The sequence below is a fragment of the Bacillus sp. 275 genome, assembly GCF_001999205.1.
GTDB lineage: Bacteria > Bacillota > Bacilli > Bacillales > Bacillaceae > Bacillus > Bacillus velezensis.
Genome location: NZ_CP019626.1, coordinates 312,417 through 334,249, shown reverse-complemented (window position 1 = coordinate 334,249; position 21,833 = coordinate 312,417). Strand labels below are relative to the sequence as shown.

The following is a 21,833-nucleotide window of genomic DNA, read 5'->3' as shown; positions in this document are numbered from 1 at the left end:
TGGTTAGCGAGTGAAAAACATGTCAACACTATTATGGCTTTTAAGCTTTGTGCTTCACGGCGTACTGCTTTATGCCGTCATTATTCTGTACACGAGGTTTTCAGCCCTCAAGGAGACGGAGCGCCAGCAGAAGAAGATTCTTGAAGAGACGGAAAACACCCTTGCAGCGTTTCTGCTTGAGCTGAAAGAAGAAAATGAAAGACTCGAAGACGCAAAAAGCCGTCAAGCGCCGGACGCAGAAGATGCCGAACCCCGGCCGGAACCGAAAGAAGAGCCTGATATTCCGGACCACATGGAAAAGCTCATCAGTGCAACGGAACGGGCTGAAAGTGATGAAAACAACGGTGCGCATTCGTTTGAAGAACGTGTTTCAGAATTATATGAACAAGGGCTCACCCCCGCGGAAATCGCCAAACGGATGCAGAGCGGAAAGACAGAAATCGAGCTGTTTTTAAAATTTCGCGGCAAAGCTGTAAAGGATTCTTGATTGTCGCATAAAGCTGTGTTATATTATGTCTTGGTGTTAAATACACACGCTTAACGATTTATGCAGAGGGTGCTGCAAACGGCAGTTCTGCACAAAAATGACCTAAGCGGAGGAAAAAAACCATTTTATTAGGAGGAAATCACATGTCAGTTATTTCTATGAAACAATTGCTTGAAGCTGGTGTTCACTTCGGCCACCAAACACGCCGCTGGAACCCAAAAATGAAGCGTTACATTTTCACGGAGCGTAACGGAATCTACATCATTGACCTTCAAAAAACAGTGAAAAAAGTAGAGGAAGCTTACAACTTCACGAAAAACCTTGCTGCTGAAGGCGGAAAAATCCTTTTCGTCGGCACAAAAAAACAAGCTCAGGATTCTGTTAAAGAAGAAGCTGTACGCTCTGGCATGTACTATGTCAACCAACGCTGGTTGGGCGGTACACTGACAAACTTCGAAACAATCCAAAAACGCATTAAGCGTCTGAAAGACATCGAGAAAATGCAAGAAAACGGTACATTTGAAGTACTTCCGAAAAAAGAAGTTGTTCAATTGAAAAAAGAATTAGAGCGTCTTGAAAAATTCCTCGGCGGAATTAAAGACATGAAGGATCTTCCTGATGCATTATTCATCATCGATCCTCGCAAAGAGCGCATCGCTGTTGCGGAAGCTCGCAAATTGAACATTCCTATCATCGGAATCGTAGATACAAACTGTGATCCTGATGAAATTGATGTCGTAATCCCTGCAAACGATGACGCAATCCGCGCTGTCAAACTTCTTACTTCTAAAATGGCAGATGCTATCTTAGAAGCGAAGCAAGGCGAAGAAGAAGCGGAAGCTGCTGAAGAGACTGCACCTGAAACAGAAACGACAACTGCGTAACCTAATCAAAAGGTGATAAGAGGGACTGCCTTTTATCACCTTTTTTCAAGAAAAATGTATCTATACATATCTTGTTTACACATATAAGGAGGAATTCAAATGGCTATTACTGCACAGCAGGTAAAAGAACTGCGTCAAAAAACAGGCGCTGGTATGATGGACTGTAAAAAAGCATTGACTGAAACTGACGGAGATATGGACAAAGCAATCGACCTTCTGAGAGAAAAAGGAATTGCGAAAGCGGCTAAAAAAGCTGACCGTATCGCTGCTGAAGGTTCTACTCTTATTAAAACTGACGGCAACAAAGGCGTTATCTTAGAAGTAAACTCTGAAACTGATTTCGTTGCGAAAAACGAAGGCTTCAAAGAGCTTCTGAACACGCTTGCTGACCACCTTCTTGCAAACGCTCCTGCTGATCTTGAAGAAGCAATGGGTCAAAAGATGGAAAACGGATCTACTGTTGAAGAATACATCACAAGCAACGTTGCTAAAATCGGAGAGAAAATCACTCTTCGCCGTTTTGCTGTTATTTCAAAAGAAGACAGCGAAGCGTTCGGTGCTTACCTTCACATGGGAGGCCGCATCGGCGTATTATCCGTTCTTAGCGGAACAACTGACGAAGATCTTGCAAAAGACATCGCGATGCATGTTGCAGCGGTAAATCCTCGTTACATTTCCCGCGACCAAGTGTCTGAAGAAGAAGCAAACCATGAGCGTCAGATTCTGACTCAGCAAGCTCTTCAAGAAGGCAAACCGGAAAACATCGTAGCTAAAATGGTTGAAGGCCGTCTGAACAAATTCTTCGAAGAAATTTGCTTATTAGACCAAGCTTTCGTTAAAAACCCAGACGAAAAAGTGAAACAAGTTGTGGCTGCAAAAAACGCATCTGTTAAAACTTACGTCCGCTACGAAGTTGGAGAAGGTATTGAAAAACGCCAAGAAAACTTTGCTGAAGAAGTTATGAACCAAGTGAAAAAATAATGGCGGAAAGCCTTGGCGAATCTTTCGCGGCTTTTCAGGCAGTATAGGGGACACTACTTGTGTTCCCTATTTTTAAAACTATATTTACAAACCTTTTTTTCTCTTGCATAATAGGAAACGGCAATGTTTACACTTGGAGGTTATTATGGAAAAACCAAAATACAATCGTATCGTTTTAAAGCTTAGCGGAGAAGCATTGGCAGGAGAGCAGGGAAACGGCATTAATCCGACTGTCATCCAATCCATCGCTAAACAGGTAAAAGAAATCGCTGAGCTTGACGTCGAAGTGGCCGTAGTCGTAGGCGGCGGCAACTTATGGCGCGGAAAAACGGGCAGTGACTTAGGAATGGACCGTGCGACGGCCGATTATATGGGCATGCTTGCTACTGTCATGAACTCACTTGCCCTGCAGGACAGCCTGGAAACGCTCGGAATTCAGTCCAGAGTGCAGACATCAATTGAAATGCGTCAGGTCGCTGAGCCTTACATCAGAAGAAAAGCCATCCGCCACCTGGAGAAAAAACGCGTTGTTATTTTTGCCGCGGGAACAGGAAACCCTTATTTCTCTACGGACACAACCGCAGCGCTTCGTGCCGCTGAAATCGAAGCGGACGTGATCTTAATGGCGAAAAATAATGTCGACGGTGTGTATAATGCTGATCCGAGAAAAGATGAGTCAGCCGTTAAATACGAAAAATTATCTTATCTCGATGTGTTAAAAGACGGGCTGGAAGTCATGGATTCTACGGCTTCTTCACTATGTATGGATAATGATATTCCGCTGATCGTCTTTTCTATTATGGAAGAAGGAAATATTAAGCGTGCCGTAATCGGCGAATCAATCGGAACGATCGTAAGGGGGAAATAACGTTGTCAAACGAAGTATTAACACAAACAAAAGAACGCATGGAAAAAGCGGTTGCCGCTTATTCACGTGAATTGGCGTCAGTCCGCGCAGGACGTGCCAACCCATCTCTATTGGATAAAGTGACAGTAGAATACTACGGTGCCCAAACACCTTTAAACCAGCTGTCTTCCATCAATGTGCCTGAAGCGCGTATGCTTGTTGTCACACCGTATGACAAAACGGCAATCGGCGATATTGAAAAAGCGATTCTGAAAGCTGATCTTGGCGTAACGCCGACAAGTGACGGCACAATTATCCGCATCGCGATCCCGGCTCTGACGGAAGAAAGACGTAAAGAACTTGTCAAAGTTGTGAAAAAATACGCGGAAGAAGCGAAAGTAGCAGTCCGTAATGTCCGCCGTGACAGCAACGATGACCTCAAAAAACTTGAGAAAAACGGAGACATTACAGAAGACGAGCTTCGTGCTTCCAGTGAAGACGTTCAAAAGCTGACAGATGAATATGTGTCAAAAATTGACAGCGTCACAAAGGACAAAGAAAAAGAAATCATGGAAGTTTAATGAAAAACTATGTACAATAGATAATGTGAAAAGACCCTCTCATGTTTACAGGGGGTTTTTTTGTTAATACTGTTGATTACATTGATCATCAGCAACGCAACCTTTTTGGGTGACGGAGGAATCTCATGCTCAACATACTCAAAAATTGGAAGAATCAGCAGAATGCGGCTTCCAACTTAGAACGGTATACAAAAGAAGACATACTGAAGGGTGAAATTCCCGCACACATTGCCATTATTATGGACGGAAACGGACGCTGGGCGAAGAAGCGTTCACTCCCTCGGATTGCAGGACATCATGAAGGAATGAAAGTGGTAAAAAGGGTGACAAAGCTCGCAAGTCAGCTCGGCGTTAAAGTTCTGACTCTTTATGCGTTTTCAACGGAGAACTGGAAGCGCCCGAAGATGGAAGTCGACTTTTTGATGAAGCTTCCGGAAGAGTTCCTGAATACGTATCTTCCTGAATTAATAGAGGAAAATGTACAGGTGAAAATTATCGGAGATGAATCCGCGCTCCCTTCTCATACGTACAGGGCGATTGAGAAGGCCGTAAAAGATACAGAACAAAATGACGGGCTGATTCTCAATTTCGCTTTGAACTACGGCGGACGCACGGAAATCGTCAATGCGGCAAAAGCACTGGCTGAACAGGTGAAAAGCGGCACGCTGAATATCGAAGACATTGATGAAGCGCTCTTTTCCGGGCATTTAATGACAGAATCAATCCAGGACCCGGAGCTGCTCATCAGAACGAGCGGAGAAATCAGATTGAGCAACTTTATGCTTTGGCAGGTGGCTTACAGTGAATTTGTTTTTACAGATGTCCTGTGGCCCGATTTTAAAGAAGATCACTTTCTGCAGGCAGTGGGAGAATTTCAGCAGCGGGGCCGGAGGTTTGGCGGAATTTAGAGGATGGTGGAAATGAAACAAAGATTGTTAACAGGTGTTCTGGCAGCGGCATTATTTTTATTTTTGGTTATTTTCGGAGGATTGCCGTTCACCGTATTTGTTTACGTGATGGGAAGTATAGCGCTTTTTGAGCTTTTGCGGATGAAAAAGCTCAGATTTTTTTCTTTTCCGGGTCTGATCAGCCTCTTGTTGTTATGGCTGTATATGATGCCGGACAAGTATCATTTTTTCGATGCGAAAATGGAAGTAACGATTTTCGCTGTATTGATTCTGCTCAGCTATACGGTGCTCGTGAAAAACACCTTTACGTTTGACGAAGTCGGGTTTATCGTTCTCGCGACGGTATATATCGGACTGTGTTTTCATTATTTTATTGAAATCAGAAACATTGAAACAAACGGGCTTTTGTATATCTTTTATGCCTGCGTTGTCATATGGTCAACGGACTCAGGCGCATATTTCGTCGGAAAGTCGCTCGGGAAGCGGAAGCTGTGGCCCGAAATCAGTCCCAACAAAACGGTGGAAGGGTTTCTCGGCGGTATTGTCATCGCCCTTATTTTTACGGCTGTTTTTCAGCTGTTTGCGCACCTTCCGATTTCATACCCGGTTCTTTTGGTCATCACGCTTGTTCTGTCTGTATTCGGACAGATCGGGGATTTGGTTGAATCAGCGCTTAAGCGGCACTATGATGTGAAGGATTCGGGAAAAATCCTTCCCGGGCACGGCGGCATTTTAGATCGATTTGACAGCTTTATGTTTGTCATGCCGTTCTTATACTTTCTGCTTGCGCTTTTTTCATGAGAAAGGCTAATATGAAAATAAGACCGATCTGGACGCATAGAATGGGAGTGGCATTTTGAAAAATATTTGTCTTTTAGGAGCAACAGGATCAATAGGGGAGCAGACGTTAGACGTATTGCGCATGCATCAAGATCAGTTCCGTCTCGTCTCGATGACTTTCGGTAAAAACGCCGAGAAAGCGATCCCGTTGATCAGAACGTTTCAGCCGAAATATGTAGCAGTCGGCGACATGGATACATACCAAAAAGTGAAAGAAGCGTCTTTTTCTCATGAATGTCAAATCGGCATCGGAGAAGAAGGCCTGATTGAAGCGGCAGTCATGGACGAAGTGGATATCGTGGTCAATGCGCTGCTTGGAAGCGTCGGTTTAATCCCGACTTTGAAAGCGATTGAACAGAAAAAAACAATTGCGCTTGCAAATAAGGAAACTCTCGTCACTGCCGGGCATATAGTGAAAGGACACGCAAAACGATACGGTGTTCCTCTTCTTCCGGTCGACAGCGAACATTCCGCTATTTTTCAAGCCCTGCAAGGCGAACAGAGCAAAAATATCGAGCGCCTGATCATTACGGCATCCGGCGGCAGTTTCAGAGATAAAACGCGGCAGGAGCTTGAGTCTGTAACGATTGCCGACGCCCTTAACCACCCGAACTGGTCGATGGGCGCAAAAATTACGATTGACTCGGCTACAATGATGAATAAAGGACTTGAAGTCATTGAGGCGCATTGGCTGTTTGACATTCCGTATGAACAGATTGACGTTGTATTACATAAGGAGAGCATCATTCATTCGATGGTTGAATTTCACGACAGAAGCGTCATCGCCCAGCTCGGAAATCCGGACATGAGGGTGCCGATTCAATATGCGCTGACATATCCGGACCGTCTGCCTCTGCCTGAAACAAAAAGGCTTGAATTATGGGAGATCGGAAGCCTCCATTTTGCGAAAGCTGACTTTGAAAGGTTCCGCTGCTTACAATTTGCCTTTGAATCAGGTAAAATAGGGGGAACGATGCCGACGGTTTTAAATGCGGCCAACGAAGAAGCCGTTGCCGCTTTTCTTGCCGGACGGATTTCATTCTTATCGATTGAGGACCTGATTGAACAAGCATTGGACCGCCACAGCGTAATTCAGGATCCGAGTCTTGCGGATATCCAAGAAGTGGACAAAGACACCCGGGGATACGTTAATTCAATACTCACATAAGGTGGTATGTTCGTGAATACAGTTATCGCGTTTATTATTATTTTCGGAACGCTCGTTTTTTTCCATGAGCTCGGGCATTTATTGCTCGCCCAAAGAGCGGGAATCCTTTGCCGTGAATTTGCGATCGGCTTCGGCCCTAAAATCTTTTCATTTAAAAAGAATGAAACCGTGTATACGATCAGACTCCTTCCGGTCGGCGGGTTCGTCCGCATGGCCGGTGAAGACCCGGAGATGATCGAAGTCAAACCCGGTTATACCGTCGGGCTTCTTTTTAATAAAGATGACGAAGTGGAAAAAGTCATCATTAATCAAAAGGAAAAATATCCCGACGCTTTAATTATCGAGGTGGAGACGGCTGATCTTGAGCACGAAATGAAGATTACCGGGTACGAGCAGGGGAAAGAAGATGAACTGGCGGGCTTTACTGTCAGTCAGACCTCTTTTTTTATCGTAGACGGAGAAGAAGTGCAGATTGCGCCTTACAATCGACAATTCGGGTCTAAACCCGTATGGAAGCGGATTAAGGCGATTGCTGCCGGTCCGATAATGAACTTCATCTTAGCGTATGTCATTCTCGTCATGCTTGGATTCATTCAAGGCGTGCCTTCGAATCAGCCTGAGCTCGGGAAGCTGACAGACAATGGACGCGCAGCGGCTGCCGGTTTAAAAGAAGGCGACTATATCCAGAGCATTAACGGTGAAAAAATGAGGTCATGGACCGACATCGTGACAGCGGTAAAAGAAAATCCCGGAAAAAAAATCGATGTCGCCGTCAAACGGGACGGCAAATCGTTTCATATCTCGGTTACACCTGAAGCTGTAAAAGATGAAAATAAAAAAACAATCGGCCGCTTCGGCTCTTATGCGCCGACTGAAAAAGGCGCGCTTGCAGCGATTGCCTACGGCGCGACATCTACCGTTGATGTCACAAAAGCGATCCTGACCAATCTGAGCAAACTTGTGACAGGCCAGTTTAAGCTTGATATGCTTTCGGGTCCTGTCGGCATTTATGATATGACGGATCAAGTTGCAAAAACCGGTATTATCAACCTATTCCAGTTTGCGGCGTTTTTAAGCATCAACCTGGGAATCGTCAACCTGCTGCCGATACCGGCGCTTGACGGCGGGCGGCTGCTGTTTTTATTCATTGAAGCAATCCGCGGCAAGCCGATAAACCGTGACAAGGAAGCATTTGTTGTATTTATCGGCGTAGCTTTCTTAATGCTTCTTATGCTGGTTGTCACATGGAACGATATCCAGCGTTTATTCTTATAATTGACTAGTAAAAAATCAGAGGTGCGAAGACATGAGACAAAGTTTGACGCTTATTCCGACCCTGAGAGAAGTGCCGGCTGATGCTGAAGCAAAAAGCCATAAGCTTCTGCTGAGAGCGGGATTTATCAGACAAAATACGAGCGGGGTTTACAGCTACATGCCCCTGGCTTACAGGGTCATTCAAAACATTCAGAAGATCGTGCGTGAAGAAATGGAAAAAATCAACGCGGTGGAAATGCTGATGCCGGCCCTTCAGCAGGCTGAAACATGGCAGGAATCAGGCAGGTGGTATACGTACGGGCCTGAATTAATGCGTCTGAAAGACCGCCACGGCCGTGAATTTGCTTTAGGCGCGACACATGAAGAAGTCATTACTTCTCTCGTGCGCGATGAGGTGAAATCTTATAAGCGTCTGCCGCTCACTCTTTACCAGATCCAGTCTAAATTCAGAGATGAAAAACGTCCGCGTTTCGGGTTATTGCGCGGACGCGAATTCATCATGAAAGATGCGTATTCTTTCCATGCTTCTGAAGAAAGTCTGGAGGAAACATACCAAAACATGTACGGCGCATACAGCAGCATTTTCGCACGCTGTGAATTAAACGTCCGTCCCGTTATTGCCGACTCGGGCGCGATGGGCGGAAAAGACACGCATGAATTTATGGCTCTTTCTGAAATAGGGGAAGATACCATCGCTTATTCTGATGGATCCTCTTACGCAGCCAATACGGAAATGGCGGAAGTTGTCATGAACAGCGAGCCGTCAGATGAAACACCCGAGGCATTGGAGAAAATTGATACACCGAATGTCAAAAGCATTGAAGAGCTCGCTTCGTTCTTGCAGATTGAGCCGAGCGCCTGCATCAAATCAATGCTGTTTAAAGCGGATGACCGATTTGTTCTCGTGTTAGTAAGAGGCGATCATGAGGTCAATGACGTGAAAGTGAAAAACCTTCTGAACGCGGAAGTGGTTGAGCTTGCGTCTCATGAAGAAGTAGCCGAGAAACTTGGCACGGAGCCGGGATTTGCGGGGCCGATCGGCGCTGCCGGCGACATTGAGATTTATGCCGACCAAGCCGTGAAAGTAATGGTAAACGCCGTTAGCGGCGCGAATGAAAAAGACCGTCATTACCGAAACGTAAACATCGAACGTGACGCGTCAGTAAAAGCATATGCCGATCTTCGAATCATTCAGGAAGGCGATCCGTCACCTGACGGAAAAGGCACGATCCGTTTCGCTGAAGGGATTGAGGTCGGACAAGTCTTTAAACTCGGCACGCGTTACTCTGAAGCGATGAATGCGACATACCTTGATGAAAACGGGCGTGCGCAGCCGATGCTGATGGGATGTTACGGAATCGGCGTGTCCAGAACGCTTTCAGCCATCGCTGAACAGCATCACGACGAAAAAGGCTTGATCTGGCCGAAAAGCGTTGCTCCGTATGATCTTCATATTTTGGCGCTGAATATGAAAAACGAAGCGCAAAAAGAGCTTGCTGAACAGCTTTACGGCAAATTCCAGGCGGAAGGTTATGAGGTATTATACGATGACCGTGCTGAACGCGCAGGCGTGAAGTTTGCTGATTCTGATCTGATCGGCCTTCCGATCCGCATCACTGTCGGAAAACGTGCCGACGAAGGCATCGTAGAAGTGAAAATCCGCAAAACCGGTGAATCTGCCGAAGTTTCAGTGGATGAGCTTTCTGAATTTATCAAGACGAAGTAATCACCATAACGAATCATACAAAATCATGTTAAAATAGAGAAAAAAGAAGGTACCTCATCACCTGCGGAGGTACCTTCACTTATGATGTTTTAAGGGAGGGATACTGTCTGAATGGAACAGTTATCAGTAAACAGAAGACAGTTTCAGATTCTTCTGCAGCAGCTTAATATGACAGATGATACCTTCATGACATACTTTGAAGACGGAGAGATTGATAAACTGACAATCCATAAAGCAGAAAAAGCCTGGCATTTCCAATTTCGCTTTAAGGCTCTTTTGCCGTATCAAATATATGATTCATTCATGATGAGGTTAACACAATCGTTTGCTCACATCGCCCGTGTCACATCGTCTGTTCAGGTCATCGACCCTACAGTGACAGAGGAGCTTGTACAGGATTATTGGACACGCTGTATTGAAGAGCTTGAAGGAACCTCGCCGCCGATGGTGGCTCTTTTGAATCAGCAGAAGCCGAAGCTCAAGGGAAACAAACTGATCGTGAAAACAAAAACAGATACAGAAGCATCTGCGCTCAAAAATAAATACTTCGCGCTGATTCAGCACAGCTACCGCCAATTCGGCTTTCCGGAACTGCAGCTGGATACCGAAATTTTCGTATCTGACCAAGAAGTCCAGAAATTCCGCGAGCAAAAGCTTGCTGAAGATCAGGAGCGGGCGATGCAGGCGCTTATCGAGATGGAGAAGAAGGAAAAAGAGGGCGATGAGGATCAGGCACCGTCCGGACCGCTTGTCATCGGCTATCAAATTAAAGAGAACGAAGAAATCCGGACGCTTGACAGCATCATGGATGAAGAAAGAAGAATTACGGTGCAGGGGTTTGTGTTTGATGCTGAAACACGCGAGCTGAAAAGCGGACGCACGCTCTGCATTTTCAAAATCACGGACTATACAAACAGCATTTTAGTAAAAATGTTCGCCAGAGAAAAAGAAGACGCCGCTTTGATGAAAACGCTGAAAAAAGGCATGTGGGTGAAGGCGCGGGGAAGCATTCAAAACGATACATTCGTCAGAGACCTCGTCATGATTGCAAATGACGTGAATGAAATAAAAGCCAAAACCCGTGAAGACACCGCTCCTGAAGGCGAAAAACGGGTTGAGCTTCATCTGCATTCTCCGATGAGCCAAATGGATGCTGTAACGGGCGTCGGAAAGCTTGTCGAACAGGCGAAAAAATGGGGACATGAAGCGATTGCGTTAACTGATCATGCCGTTGTGCAGTCTTTCCCGGATGCCTATTCCGCCGCGAAAAAACACGGCATTAAAATGATTTACGGAATGGAAGCCAATATCGTAGATGACGGTGTTCCGATCGCATACAATCCAGCTCACCGTCTCCTGGAAGAAGACACATACGTTGTCTTTGACGTTGAAACGACAGGTCTGTCCGCAGTGTATGACACCATCATTGAGCTTGCCGCAGTCAAAATAAGAGGCGGAGAAATTATCGATAAATTCGAAGCGTTCGCCAATCCGCACCATCCGCTGTCAGCAACGACGATAGAGCTTACCGGGATTACGGACGACATGGTCCGCGACGCTCCCGATGTCGTTGACGTCGTCCGGGATTTTAAAGAATGGATCGGCGATGACGTGCTTGTGGCTCATAACGCCAGCTTTGATATGGGATTTTTAAATGTGGCGTACAAGCGACTTTTGAAAACGGAAAAAGCGAAAAATCCGGTCATTGATACGCTGGAACTCGCGCGTTTCCTGTATCCTGAGTTTAAAAATCACCGCTTAAATACGTTATGTAAGAAGTTTGATATCGAATTAACCCAGCATCACCGAGCGGTTTTTGACGCTGAAGCAACGGGCTACCTGCTGTTGAAAATGCTCAAAGATGCCGCTGAAAAAGACATTTTTTATCATGATCAGCTGAATGAGAATATGGGACAATCCAATGCTTATCAGAGATCAAGACCTTATCACGCTACATTGCTTGCCGTAAATGAGACCGGCCTTAAAAATCTGTTTAAGCTCGTGTCCATTTCTCATATTCAATATTTCTACCGAGTGCCGCGCATTCCGAGGTCGCAGCTTAATAAATACAGAGAAGGTCTGTTAATCGGCTCTGCCTGTGACAGGGGTGAGGTCTTTGAAGGCATGATGCAAAAATCTCCTGAAGAGGTTGAAGATATCGCATCCTTCTATGATTATCTTGAAGTGCAGCCGCCGGAAGTATACAGACACCTTCTGCAGCTTGAGCTCGTCCGGGATGAAAAAGCGCTGAAAGAAATCATCGCCAACATTACGAAGCTCGGAGAAAAATTGAATAAGCCGGTCGTGGCTACGGGAAATGTCCACTATTTAAACGATGAGGATAAAATTTACCGGAAGATCTTAATATCTTCCCAAGGCGGCGCCAACCCGTTAAACAGACACGAACTGCCTAAAGTGCACTTCAGAACGACAGATGAAATGCTGGAGGCTTTCTCCTTCCTCGGTGCGGAAAAAGCGAAAGAAATCGTGGTTGACAATACGCAGAAAGTCGCTTCGATGATCGATGAGATCAAACCGATCAAAGACGATCTGTACACGCCGAAAATTGACGGGGCTGATGAAGAAATCCGTGAAATGAGCTATCAGCGCGCCAGAAGCATTTACGGTGAAGAGCTTCCCGAAATTGTAGAAGCGAGAATAGAAAAAGAATTAAAAAGTATCATCGGTCATGGGTTCGCCGTTATTTATCTCATCTCTCATAAGCTTGTAAAACGGTCTCTGGATGACGGTTATCTCGTCGGCTCCCGGGGGTCCGTCGGTTCATCGCTTGTGGCGACCTTAACGGAAATCACTGAAGTGAACCCGCTCGCTCCGCACTACGTGTGCCCGAGCTGCCGATATTCCGAATTCTTTAATGACGGATCAGTCGGTTCCGGTTTTGACCTGCCGGATAAAAGCTGCCCGTCTTGCGGCACACCTTTGAAAAAGGACGGGCATGATATCCCGTTTGAAACGTTCTTAGGCTTTAAAGGTGACAAAGTACCCGATATCGACTTGAACTTCTCAGGTGAGTATCAGCCGCATGCCCATAACTACACGAAAGTATTGTTCGGTGAAGATAACGTGTATCGCGCTGGAACGATCGGCACCGTCGCGGAAAAGACGGCTTACGGATATGTGAAAGGCTATGCGGGCGACCACAACCTGCACATGCGCGGCGCGGAGATCGACCGTCTGGTGCAAGGCTGCACCGGGGTTAAGAGAACGACCGGCCAGCACCCGGGGGGGATTATCGTTGTCCCGGATTACATGGATATTTACGATTTTTCACCGATACAATTCCCGGCAGATGCGACGGGGTCTGAATGGAAAACGACTCATTTTGACTTCCACTCCATTCATGACAACCTGCTGAAGCTTGATATATTAGGGCACGATGATCCGACCGTCATCCGGATGCTCCAGGATTTAAGCGGAATTGATCCGAAGACGATTCCGACAGATGATCCGGAAGTTATGAAGATTTTCCAAGGTACAGAATCGCTCGGCGTTACTGAAGAGCAGATCGGCTGTAAAACGGGGACGCTCGGCATTCCTGAATTCGGGACGCGATTTGTGCGGCAGATGCTTGAGGATACGAAGCCGACTACGTTCTCCGAGCTTGTCCAGATTTCCGGGCTTTCTCACGGAACGGACGTATGGCTCGGCAATGCGCAGGAACTGATACACAACAATACGTGTGAACTGAGCGAAGTGATCGGCTGCCGTGATGACATTATGGTTTACTTGATCTATCAGGGCCTTGAGCCTTCACTGGCTTTTAAAATCATGGAATTCGTCCGTAAAGGCAAAGGCCTGACGCCGGAATGGGAAGAAGAAATGAAAAAGAACAATGTGCCGAACTGGTATATTGATTCATGTAAAAAAATCAAATACATGTTCCCGAAAGCCCACGCCGCCGCATACGTGCTGATGGCGGTGCGGATTGCCTATTTTAAAGTACATCACGCGCTTTTATATTATGCTGCGTATTTTACCGTCCGCGCAGATGACTTTGACATTGATACAATGATTAAAGGCTCGACCGCCATCAGAGCGGTGATGGATGATATCAGCTCTAAAGGGCTTGATGCTTCGCCGAAGGAGAAAAACCTCCTTACCGTGTTAGAGCTTGCGCTTGAAATGTGTGAGCGCGGCTATTCCTTCCAGAAGGTCGATCTATACCGTTCGAGCGCTTCGGAATTTATCATTGACGGCAACAGTCTCATCCCGCCGTTCAACTCAATTCCGGGACTCGGAACCAACGCCGCTCTCAATATTGTGAAAGCGCGGAAAGAAGGGGAGTTCCTTTCAAAAGAGGATCTTCAAAAACGAGGAAAAGTGTCAAAAACCATTTTAGAGTATTTAGACCGTCACGGCTGTCTTGAGTCGCTTCCGGACCAAAATCAGCTGTCTCTGTTTTAAGCTTTGTGCACAGCCTCCGAGCGGAGTTTGATTTGCATTAAATATATGGTTATGGTATAGTTTTATTGGAAATGCTAACGATTACCGAGGCAAAGAGTGGGGAAACCCGCTCTTTTGTATTGAACAGGCAATTTTGCCTCGACATGTCCATCGTTTTCTCAATGCCCCTGCTCTTTTGAAGCAGGGTTTTTATGCAGAGGAACGGCTGATATGATATCGACAGCACAAGGAGGAAAAACATGAGCAAAAAAGTGACTGATACCGTTCAAGAAATGGCTCAGCCCATACTGGATGACCTTCAGCTTGAACTCGTAGACATTGAATTTGTCAAAGAGGGTCAAAACTGGTTCCTTCGCGTGTTTATTGATTCCGAGAACGGTGTTGATATTGAGGAGTGCGCCAAAGTCAGCGAAGCGTTAAGCGAAAAGCTGGATGAGGCCGATCCGATCACCCAGAACTACTTTCTTGAAGTATCTTCTCCTGGAGCCGAGCGTCCATTAAAGAAAAAAGCCGACTTCGAAAAATCACTGGGCAAAAATGTGTACATGAAAACGTACGAACCGATTGACGGTTTAAAAGTGTTTGAAGGCAAATTGGCTGAATTCGATGGACAAACTGTTACAATAGAGATGACGGTCAAAACAAGAAAGAAACGGGTCAATATTCCGTATGAAAAAATAGCTAACGCAAGATTAGCTGTAACATTTTAATGAATGAAGTATTAGTGTTTAAGGGGGGAGACCGCTAACATGAGCAGTGAACTATTAGATGCTCTCACTATTCTTGAAAAAGAAAAAGGCATCAGTAAAGACATTATCATCGAAGCAATTGAAGCTGCCTTAATTTCCGCGTATAAGCGAAATTTTAACCAGGCGCAAAACGTACGGGTCGATCTGAACCGTGAGACGGGCACGATCCGCGTGTTCGCAAGAAAGGATGTCGTAGACGAGGTATACGATTCAAGACTTGAAATCTCGCTTGACGACGCCCAGCACATCCATCCGAACTACCTTGTCGGAGATGTCGTTGAAATAGAAGTAACGCCGAAAGACTTCGGCCGTATTGCTGCGCAGACGGCGAAACAAGTGGTGACGCAGCGTGTCCGTGAAGCTGAGCGCGGCGTGATTTACTCAGAATTTATCGATCGTGAAGAAGACATCATGACGGGAATTGTACAGCGCTTAGACAGCAAGTTTATTTACGTGTCTCTCGGCAAGATTGAAGCGCTGCTGCCCGTCAATGAACAAATGCCGAATGAGAGCTATAAACCGCACGATCGGATTAAAGTATTTATCACAAAGGTCGAAAAAACGACAAAAGGGCCTCAGATCTATGTATCAAGAACGCATCCTGGTCTGTTGAAGCGTCTTTTTGAAATCGAAGTGCCGGAAATTTATGACGGAACGGTCGAACTGAAATCCGTTGCCAGAGAAGCGGGCGACCGCTCTAAAATCTCCGTCCGCACTGATGATCCTGACGTTGATCCGGTCGGTTCATGCGTCGGTCCTAAAGGCCAGCGCGTGCAGGCGATCGTCAATGAACTGAAAGGCGAAAAAATTGATATCGTCAACTGGTCTGACGATCCGGTTGAATTTGTTGCCAATGCGCTCAGCCCGTCTAAAGTGCTGGATGTCATCGTCAGCGAAGAAGAAAAAGCCACGACTGTCATCGTTCCTGATTACCAGCTTTCTCTGGCAATCGGAAAAAGAGGGCAAAACGCCCGCTTAGCTGCGAAACTGACAGGCTGGAAAATCGATATCAAAAGTGAAACGGATGCAAGAGACCTTGGCATCTATCCGAGAGAGCATGAAGAAGATGACGATTTAGAGCCGCTCTTTATGGAGCCTGAAACAGCCGAATCGGATGAATAAGAGGTGACTTTAGGTGAATAAGCGAAAAAAAATTCCTCTGCGCAAATGCGTGGTAACGGGGGAAATGAAGCCTAAAAAGGAACTGATCCGAATTGTCCGTTCTAAAGAAGGAGAGATTTCAGTCGATCCGACCGGAAAGAAGAACGGGCGGGGTGCCTATATCACCCTTGAGAAAGAATGCATCTTAGCTGCGAAAAAGAAAAACACATTGCAAAATCAATTTCAATCACAAATCGATGACCAGATTTTCGAAGAATTGCTGGAACTGGCGGAAAAGGTGAAAAAATAACATGTCTGGAATGGAATGGTTTCCCTTGCTGGGTCTGGCCAATCGAGCTCGTAAGGTCGTGTCGGGCGAGGACTTGGTTATAAAAGAAATTAGAAATGCGCGTGCAAAACTTGTTCTGCTGACAGAAGATGCATCTGCGAATACTGCAAAAAAAGTATCCGATAAATGCAATTATTATAAAGTGCCTTATAAAAAAGTCGAAAGCCGCGCTGATCTCGGCCGCTCTATCGGCAAGGAATCACGTGTCGTTGTCGCCGTCACTGACCAAGGTTTTGCGAATAAGCTGATCAGCTTGCTCGATTAATATTTTTGGGGGTGAACGAATGGCTAAAATGAGAGTTTACGAATATGCAAAAGCCATCAATGTTTCAAGCAAGGAAATTTTGACTGCGCTGAAAAACATGGATATAGTAGTAAATAACCATATGGCAATGCTTGAAGAAAAGACCATTAAGCAGCTTGATGCGAAATTTAAAAAAGGCGGCGCCGGCGTTACATCTCAGAAGCCTGCGGAAACGAACAAAAACAAGCCGCAAGGGATTAATCAGCAGCCTGCTGGGAATCAACCAAACAAAATTCGAGACGGAAAGAAGAATGACGTGCAGAATAATCAATTTAACAAAAACAAGAAGAATAACAACAACAAAAACAAAAACAAACGCAATCATAACAACAAAAATCAGTATCAGCAAAAACCGCTGAAGCCGAAAAAAGAGCTTCCTGAGAAAATTACGTTTTCCGGCTCTTTAACAGTCGGAGCTTTAGCCGAGGAACTGGGCAAAGAGCCGTCTGAACTCATTAAAAAACTGATGCTTCTGGGCGTAATGGCTACCATTAACCAGGAGCTTGACAAAGACACAATCGAACTGATCGCATCTGAATACGGTGTAGAAACAGAAGAAGTGATTGTGCTTGAAGAAACTGAGCTTGAAAAATATGAAGAGGCTGACAAAGAAGAAGATCTTCAAATCCGTCCGCCTGTCGTGACGATCATGGGCCACGTTGACCACGGGAAAACGACCCTCCTTGACAGCATCAGAAAAACAAAAGTTGTTGAAGGTGAAGCCGGCGGAATCACCCAGCATATCGGGGCTTACCAGATCGAAGAAAACGGCAAAAAAATCACGTTCTTAGATACTCCGGGACACGCGGCGTTCACAACAATGCGTGCGCGCGGTGCGGAAGTAACTGATATTACCATTTTAGTCGTAGCGGCTGATGACGGCGTTATGCCGCAGACAGTCGAAGCCATCAACCATGCGAAAGCGGCTGAGGTTCCGATTATCGTTGCCGTGAATAAAGTGGATAAAGAAAGCGCGAACCCTGACCGTGTCATGCAGGAGCTGACTGAATACGGACTCGTTCCTGAAGCATGGGGAGGAGAAACGATTTTCGTTCCTCTGTCCGCTCTTACAGGCAAGGGAATTGACGAGCTTGTCGAAATGATTCTGCTTGTCAGTGAAGTGGAAGAGCTGAAAGCCAATCCGAACCGTCAGGCAAAAGGAACGGTTATTGAAGCTGAGCTCGATAAAGGAAGAGGATCTGTCGCGACACTTCTCGTTCAAACGGGAACATTGAATGTCGGAGATCCGATCGTTGTCGGAAATACATTCGGCCGCGTGCGGGCCATGGTCAATGATCTCGGCCGCCGCGTGAAAACAGCCGGACCGTCCACACCTGTAGAAATTACTGGCTTAAACGACGTACCGCAGGCTGGCGATCAATTCCTCGTCTTTAAAGACGAAAAAACAGCCCGTTCTGTCGGTGAAGCACGCGCTTCCAAGCAACTGGAAGAACAGCGCAGCGACAAAGCGAAGCTGAGCCTCGATGATCTGTTTGAACAAATTAAACAAGGCGATGTCAAAGACATCAATTTAATCGTAAAAGCTGACGTTCAAGGTTCAGCCGAAGCGTTAACAGCCGCTCTTCAAAAAATTGAAGTAGAAGGCGTAAAAGTGAAAATCATTCACACAGGCGTCGGTGCGATTACGGAATCAGACATCATTCTCGCATCTGCTTCAAATGCAATCGTTATCGGGTTTAATGTGCGCCCAGACGGAAATGCTAAGAGCACGGCTGAAGCTGAAAATGTAGATATCCGTCTTCACCGTATCATTTACAAAGTCATCGAAGAAATTGAAGCGGCGATGAAAGGAATGCTTGATCCTGAATACGAAGAAAAAGTCATCGGCCAGGTTGAAGTGCGCCAAACATTCAAAGTGTCGAAAATCGGTACGATTGCCGGCGGATATGTAACAGACGGCCACATTACACGTGACAGCGGACTCCGCCTGATCCGTGACGGCGTGGTCATCTTCGAAGGGGAAGTAGACGTTCTGAAACGCTTCAAAGATGATGTGAAAGAAGTTTCACAAGGATATGAATGTGGTATTACAATTAAGAAATACAATGACATTCGCGAAGGCGACATCATTGAAGCGTATGTCATGCAGGAAATCGAAAGAAAGTGATCGGATTTGCGGAATGTGAATGCATCATTTATGATGCGGGATCATTAAAGGAGAAACGAGCCGTTCTGAAGCGGATTATAACGAGGGTTCAGAATAAGTTCAACGTGTCGGCCGCAGAAATCGGCTATCAGGACACTTGGCAGCGGACCAGCTTCGGAATCGCCGTCGTCTCCTCCTCTCACGTTCAGGCGGAAAAGGAGATCCAGCGCGTACTCGCGTTTATTGACTCCTTTCCCGAAATAGAACGGACGATCACTAGAACAGAGTGGTTTTAACTTAGAGGTGATTGAATTGAGTATGAGAGCAAACCGTGTCGGCGAGCAGATGAAAAAAGAGCTCGGGGATATTATCAGCCGAAAGCTGAAAGACCCGAGAATCGGATTTCTCACTGTAACAGACGTACGTGTTTCAGGTGATTTACAAATAGCGAAGGTGTATATCTCCGTTCTCGGCGGAGAGAAAAAGAAAGAAGAGGCGCTGAAAGGGCTTGAGAAAGCGAAAGGATTTATCCGTTCCGAAATCGGCAGCCGAATCAGACTCCGCAAAACGCCTGAGCTTGAATTTGAATTTGATGAATCAATTGAGTACGGCAACCGTATTGAAACATTGATTCACGAACTGCATTCAGATAAACCGTCTGAATAACAAGGAAAGAGGATGGGCGAGTGTCGTCTGTCCTCTTTTCTGCGTTTTACGGGATACAATTGATAACAAAGGAGCGAAAGACATATGGTTAACGGAGTTCTCCTTTTACATAAACCGGTCGGCATGACTTCTCACGACTGTGTAATGAAAATAAGAAAACTGTTAAAAACAAAGAAAGTCGGACATACGGGAACGCTTGATCCGGAAGTGTCAGGCGTACTGCCGATCTGTGTCGGACGGGCCACAAAGATTGTTGAGTACGTCACCGACAAGTCAAAAACGTACGATGCTGAGATCACTCTCGGTTTCTCCACATCGACCGAAGACCAGACGGGAGAAACGGTCAGCGTAAAACCTGTCAAGGAGCCGCTGAAAGAAGCGGATATCAAAGCCGTTTTAGACGAACTGAAGGGACCGCAGGAGCAAGTGCCGCCGATGTATTCCGCTGTAAAGGTTAACGGGAAAAAGCTCTATGAATACGCCAGAGCCGGTATTGAAGTGGAGCGGCCGAAGCGGAATATCACGATTGAAGATATCGCGCTCACTTCCCCTGTCACTTATAAAGAAGACACAGCATCATTCCGCTTTACAGTCACGTGCTCAAAGGGCACTTACGTGAGAACATTGGCGGTGACAATCGGTGAAAAACTCGGCTATCCCGCGCATATGTCGCATCTCATCCGCACCGCTTCCGGCGATTTCAGCCTTGATGAGTGTTTCACATTTGAGGAACTTGAACAGCAGGTTTCAGACGGAACGGTTGCAGAGCATGCCGTGCCGATCGATAGAGCGCTCAATCATTTGCCGAAATGGGTCATAAGTGATACATTAGCTAAGAAAGCTGAAAACGGGTCAGTGTTTGACATCCCGGCGGAATTTTCTGCAATGACAGCTGACGCCCGTATAGCGGTCTGTACTGAAGACGGAGAATGTGTGGCCATTTATATGCCGCATCCTTCAAAAAAAGGACTGCTGAAACCGGCTAAAGTGCTCATGCAAAAAAGCGAACAATAAGAAAAAAGGTGACCGTTCTGTGAAGACGATACATATTTCTCATCCGCATCATTTACAAAAAGAAGAGCAGCCGGCGTCTGTCATGGCACTCGGCTACTTTGACGGCGTTCATTTGGGACACCGGAAAGTAATCGGAACAGCCAGACAAATAGCCGAAGAAAAAGGCCTGTCGCTGGCCGTTATGACGTTTCATCCCCACCCTTCCCATGTGTTGGGCAGGGACAAAGAGCCAAAGGATCTGATTACGCCGCTTGAAGATAAAATCAGCCAGATCGGGCGTTTAGGCGCTGATGTGCTGTATGTCGTAAAGTTTGATGAGGCGTTTGCGTCGCTGTCTCCAAAACAATTTGCCGAGGAGTATATTTTAGGGTTAAACGCGCGGCACGCTGTGGGAGGCTTCGATTTTACGTACGGAAAATACGGAAAAGGCACGATGGAGACGCTGCCGGACGATTTAAACGGCAAGGCCGGATGCACGACTGTCGAGAAACAGACCGAGCAGGACAGAAAGATCAGCTCCACTTATATCCGGTCAGCGCTGCAGGATGGTGACGTTGAACTTGCGCACACTCTTCTCGGCCAGCCGTATTTTATCCGGGGCACTGTGATTCACGGAGATAAAAGAGGCCGCACCATCGGTTTTCCGACCGCGAATGTCGGTCTGCACAACAGTTATATCGTGCCGCCGACAGGCGTGTATGCAGTGAAAGCCGAAATAAAAGGCGAGGTGTATGAAGGCGTCTGCAACATCGGCTACAAACCGACCTTTTATGAAAAGCGTCCCGATCAGCCGTCAATTGAAGTTCATTTGTTTAATTTTCAACAGGATGTATACGGAGAAGACGTTAAAATCGAGTGGTACAAACGAATCCGAAGCGAACGGAAGTTTAACGGCATCGATGAACTGACGGCTCAGATCGGGAAAGACAAACAAGAAGCGATCCGTTTTTTCAGCAAATAACGGAAAAAACATCAAAAGTACACAAATTTTCTTCTAAAAGATTTGCATATGGGCGCGATTTTTAGTATCATATGTTTCGTAGTCTTAAAACCATTGCTTGGCAATCCGAAGTCACCGACGGTTGCTAGGTAACTGGGGCTAATTATGATATGGAGGTGAAACAGGATGGCAATTACTCAAGAGCGTAAAAATCAACTCATCAGCGAGTTCAAAACACACGAATCTGATACTGGATCTCCAGAAGTTCAGATCGCTATCCTAACAGACTCAATTAACAACTTGAACGAGCATTTGCGTACTCACAAGAAAGATCACCACTCACGTCGCGGTCTTCTTAAAATGGTAGGTAAACGTCGTAATCTTCTTACGTATCTGCGTAATAAAGACGTAACTCGTTACCGTGAGTTAATTAACAAACTAGGCTTACGTCGATAATCGTAAAAAGCGGGAGGATTCCCGC

General features: G+C 46.0%; 21 protein-coding genes. All 21 read left to right on the top strand.

All coding sequences use genetic code 11. The features are described from left to right. Window positions 1-19 precede the first annotated feature (19 nt). The 21 genes from BZ167_RS01160 to rpsO all read left to right on the top strand — a co-directional run bounded on the left by BZ167_RS01160 (window position 20) and on the right by rpsO (window position 21,808). Window positions 20-487 (top strand): DUF6115 domain-containing protein, encoded by a 468-nt coding sequence (locus BZ167_RS01160; RefSeq protein WP_015417479.1) that lies wholly within the window; start codon window positions 20-22, stop codon window positions 485-487. Window positions 488-630: 143 nt separating this feature from the next. Continuing rightward, window positions 631-1,371 carry a 30S ribosomal protein S2 gene (rpsB, locus tag BZ167_RS01155; protein ID WP_003154215.1) on the top strand — a complete coding sequence of 247 codons (741 nt, stop codon included), beginning with the start codon at window positions 631-633 and terminating at the stop codon, window positions 1,369-1,371. Window positions 1,372-1,470: 99 nt separating this feature from the next. Beyond that, window positions 1,471-2,352 (top strand): translation elongation factor Ts, encoded by an 882-nt coding sequence (tsf, locus tag BZ167_RS01150; RefSeq protein ID WP_007611455.1) that lies wholly within the window; start codon window positions 1,471-1,473, stop codon window positions 2,350-2,352. Window positions 2,353-2,497: 145 nt separating this feature from the next. After that, window positions 2,498-3,220: a UMP kinase gene (gene pyrH, locus BZ167_RS01145; protein WP_003154213.1), complete on the top strand. Its 723-nt coding sequence runs from the start codon at window positions 2,498-2,500 to the stop codon at window positions 3,218-3,220. Window positions 3,221-3,222: 2 nt separating this feature from the next. Beyond that, complete coding sequence (gene frr / locus BZ167_RS01140; protein WP_003154212.1) at window positions 3,223-3,780, top strand: ribosome recycling factor; 558 nt, start codon at window positions 3,223-3,225, stop codon at window positions 3,778-3,780. Window positions 3,781-3,905: 125 nt separating this feature from the next. Continuing rightward, the gene (locus tag BZ167_RS01135) at window positions 3,906-4,688 is read left to right on the top strand and encodes an undecaprenyl pyrophosphate synthase (protein ID WP_007611457.1); all 783 of its coding nucleotides are present in this window, start codon (window positions 3,906-3,908) and stop codon (window positions 4,686-4,688) included. A gap of 3 nt (window positions 4,689-4,691) precedes the next feature. Next, window positions 4,692-5,489: a phosphatidate cytidylyltransferase gene (locus BZ167_RS01130; protein WP_015417480.1), complete on the top strand. Its 798-nt coding sequence runs from the start codon at window positions 4,692-4,694 to the stop codon at window positions 5,487-5,489. 55 nt (window positions 5,490-5,544) lie between these two features. Further along, window positions 5,545-6,696, top strand: a complete 1,152-nt coding sequence (gene dxr, locus BZ167_RS01125; RefSeq protein ID WP_015417481.1) for a 1-deoxy-D-xylulose-5-phosphate reductoisomerase — start codon at window positions 5,545-5,547, stop codon at window positions 6,694-6,696. Window positions 6,697-6,702: 6 nt separating this feature from the next. After that, the gene (gene rseP, locus BZ167_RS01120) at window positions 6,703-7,971 is read left to right on the top strand and encodes an RIP metalloprotease RseP (RefSeq protein WP_007611459.1); all 1,269 of its coding nucleotides are present in this window, start codon (window positions 6,703-6,705) and stop codon (window positions 7,969-7,971) included. Window positions 7,972-8,002: 31 nt separating this feature from the next. Next, on the top strand, window positions 8,003-9,697 hold the full coding sequence (gene proS / locus BZ167_RS01115; protein ID WP_007611460.1) for a proline--tRNA ligase: 1,695 nt from the start codon (window positions 8,003-8,005) through the stop codon (window positions 9,695-9,697). 111 nt (window positions 9,698-9,808) lie between these two features. Next, window positions 9,809-14,122 carry a PolC-type DNA polymerase III gene (locus BZ167_RS01110; protein WP_061861464.1) on the top strand — a complete coding sequence of 1,438 codons (4,314 nt, stop codon included), beginning with the start codon at window positions 9,809-9,811 and terminating at the stop codon, window positions 14,120-14,122. A gap of 239 nt (window positions 14,123-14,361) precedes the next feature. Then, the gene (gene rimP, locus BZ167_RS01105) at window positions 14,362-14,832 is read left to right on the top strand and encodes a ribosome maturation factor RimP (protein ID WP_007409801.1); all 471 of its coding nucleotides are present in this window, start codon (window positions 14,362-14,364) and stop codon (window positions 14,830-14,832) included. 39 nt (window positions 14,833-14,871) lie between these two features. Continuing rightward, window positions 14,872-15,993 (top strand): transcription termination factor NusA, encoded by a 1,122-nt coding sequence (gene nusA / locus BZ167_RS01100; protein ID WP_003154195.1) that lies wholly within the window; start codon window positions 14,872-14,874, stop codon window positions 15,991-15,993. Between the two features lie 13 nt (window positions 15,994-16,006). Further along, entirely contained in the window at window positions 16,007-16,282 is a 276-nt protein-coding gene (gene rulR, locus BZ167_RS01095; protein WP_003154193.1) for an RNase P modulator RnpM, read from the top strand. 1 nt (window position 16,283) lies between these two features. Further along, window positions 16,284-16,586: a YlxQ family RNA-binding protein gene (locus tag BZ167_RS01090; protein ID WP_003154192.1), complete on the top strand. Its 303-nt coding sequence runs from the start codon at window positions 16,284-16,286 to the stop codon at window positions 16,584-16,586. Window positions 16,587-16,605: 19 nt separating this feature from the next. Beyond that, on the top strand, window positions 16,606-18,753 hold the full coding sequence (gene infB, locus BZ167_RS01085) for a translation initiation factor IF-2 (RefSeq protein WP_053573443.1): 2,148 nt from the start codon (window positions 16,606-16,608) through the stop codon (window positions 18,751-18,753). Then, a complete protein-coding gene (locus tag BZ167_RS01080; RefSeq protein ID WP_003154188.1) occupies window positions 18,750-19,028 on the top strand; it encodes a DUF503 domain-containing protein in 279 nt (92 codons plus the stop codon). The genes infB and BZ167_RS01080 overlap by 4 nt, the downstream gene beginning before the upstream one ends. Before the next feature lie 16 nt (window positions 19,029-19,044). Next, window positions 19,045-19,398, top strand: coding sequence for a 30S ribosome-binding factor RbfA (gene rbfA, locus BZ167_RS01075; protein ID WP_003154185.1), 354 nt, complete (start codon window positions 19,045-19,047; stop codon window positions 19,396-19,398). Between the two features lie 84 nt (window positions 19,399-19,482). Continuing rightward, window positions 19,483-20,412, top strand: coding sequence for a tRNA pseudouridine(55) synthase TruB (gene truB, locus BZ167_RS01070; protein WP_042635200.1), 930 nt, complete (start codon window positions 19,483-19,485; stop codon window positions 20,410-20,412). Between the two features lie 19 nt (window positions 20,413-20,431). Further along, window positions 20,432-21,373 carry a bifunctional riboflavin kinase/FAD synthetase gene (ribF, locus tag BZ167_RS01065; RefSeq protein ID WP_007611467.1) on the top strand — a complete coding sequence of 314 codons (942 nt, stop codon included), beginning with the start codon at window positions 20,432-20,434 and terminating at the stop codon, window positions 21,371-21,373. A gap of 165 nt (window positions 21,374-21,538) precedes the next feature. Further along, window positions 21,539-21,808: a 30S ribosomal protein S15 gene (gene rpsO, locus BZ167_RS01060; protein ID WP_003154182.1), complete on the top strand. Its 270-nt coding sequence runs from the start codon at window positions 21,539-21,541 to the stop codon at window positions 21,806-21,808. The last annotated feature ends 25 nt before the right edge of the window (window positions 21,809-21,833 follow it).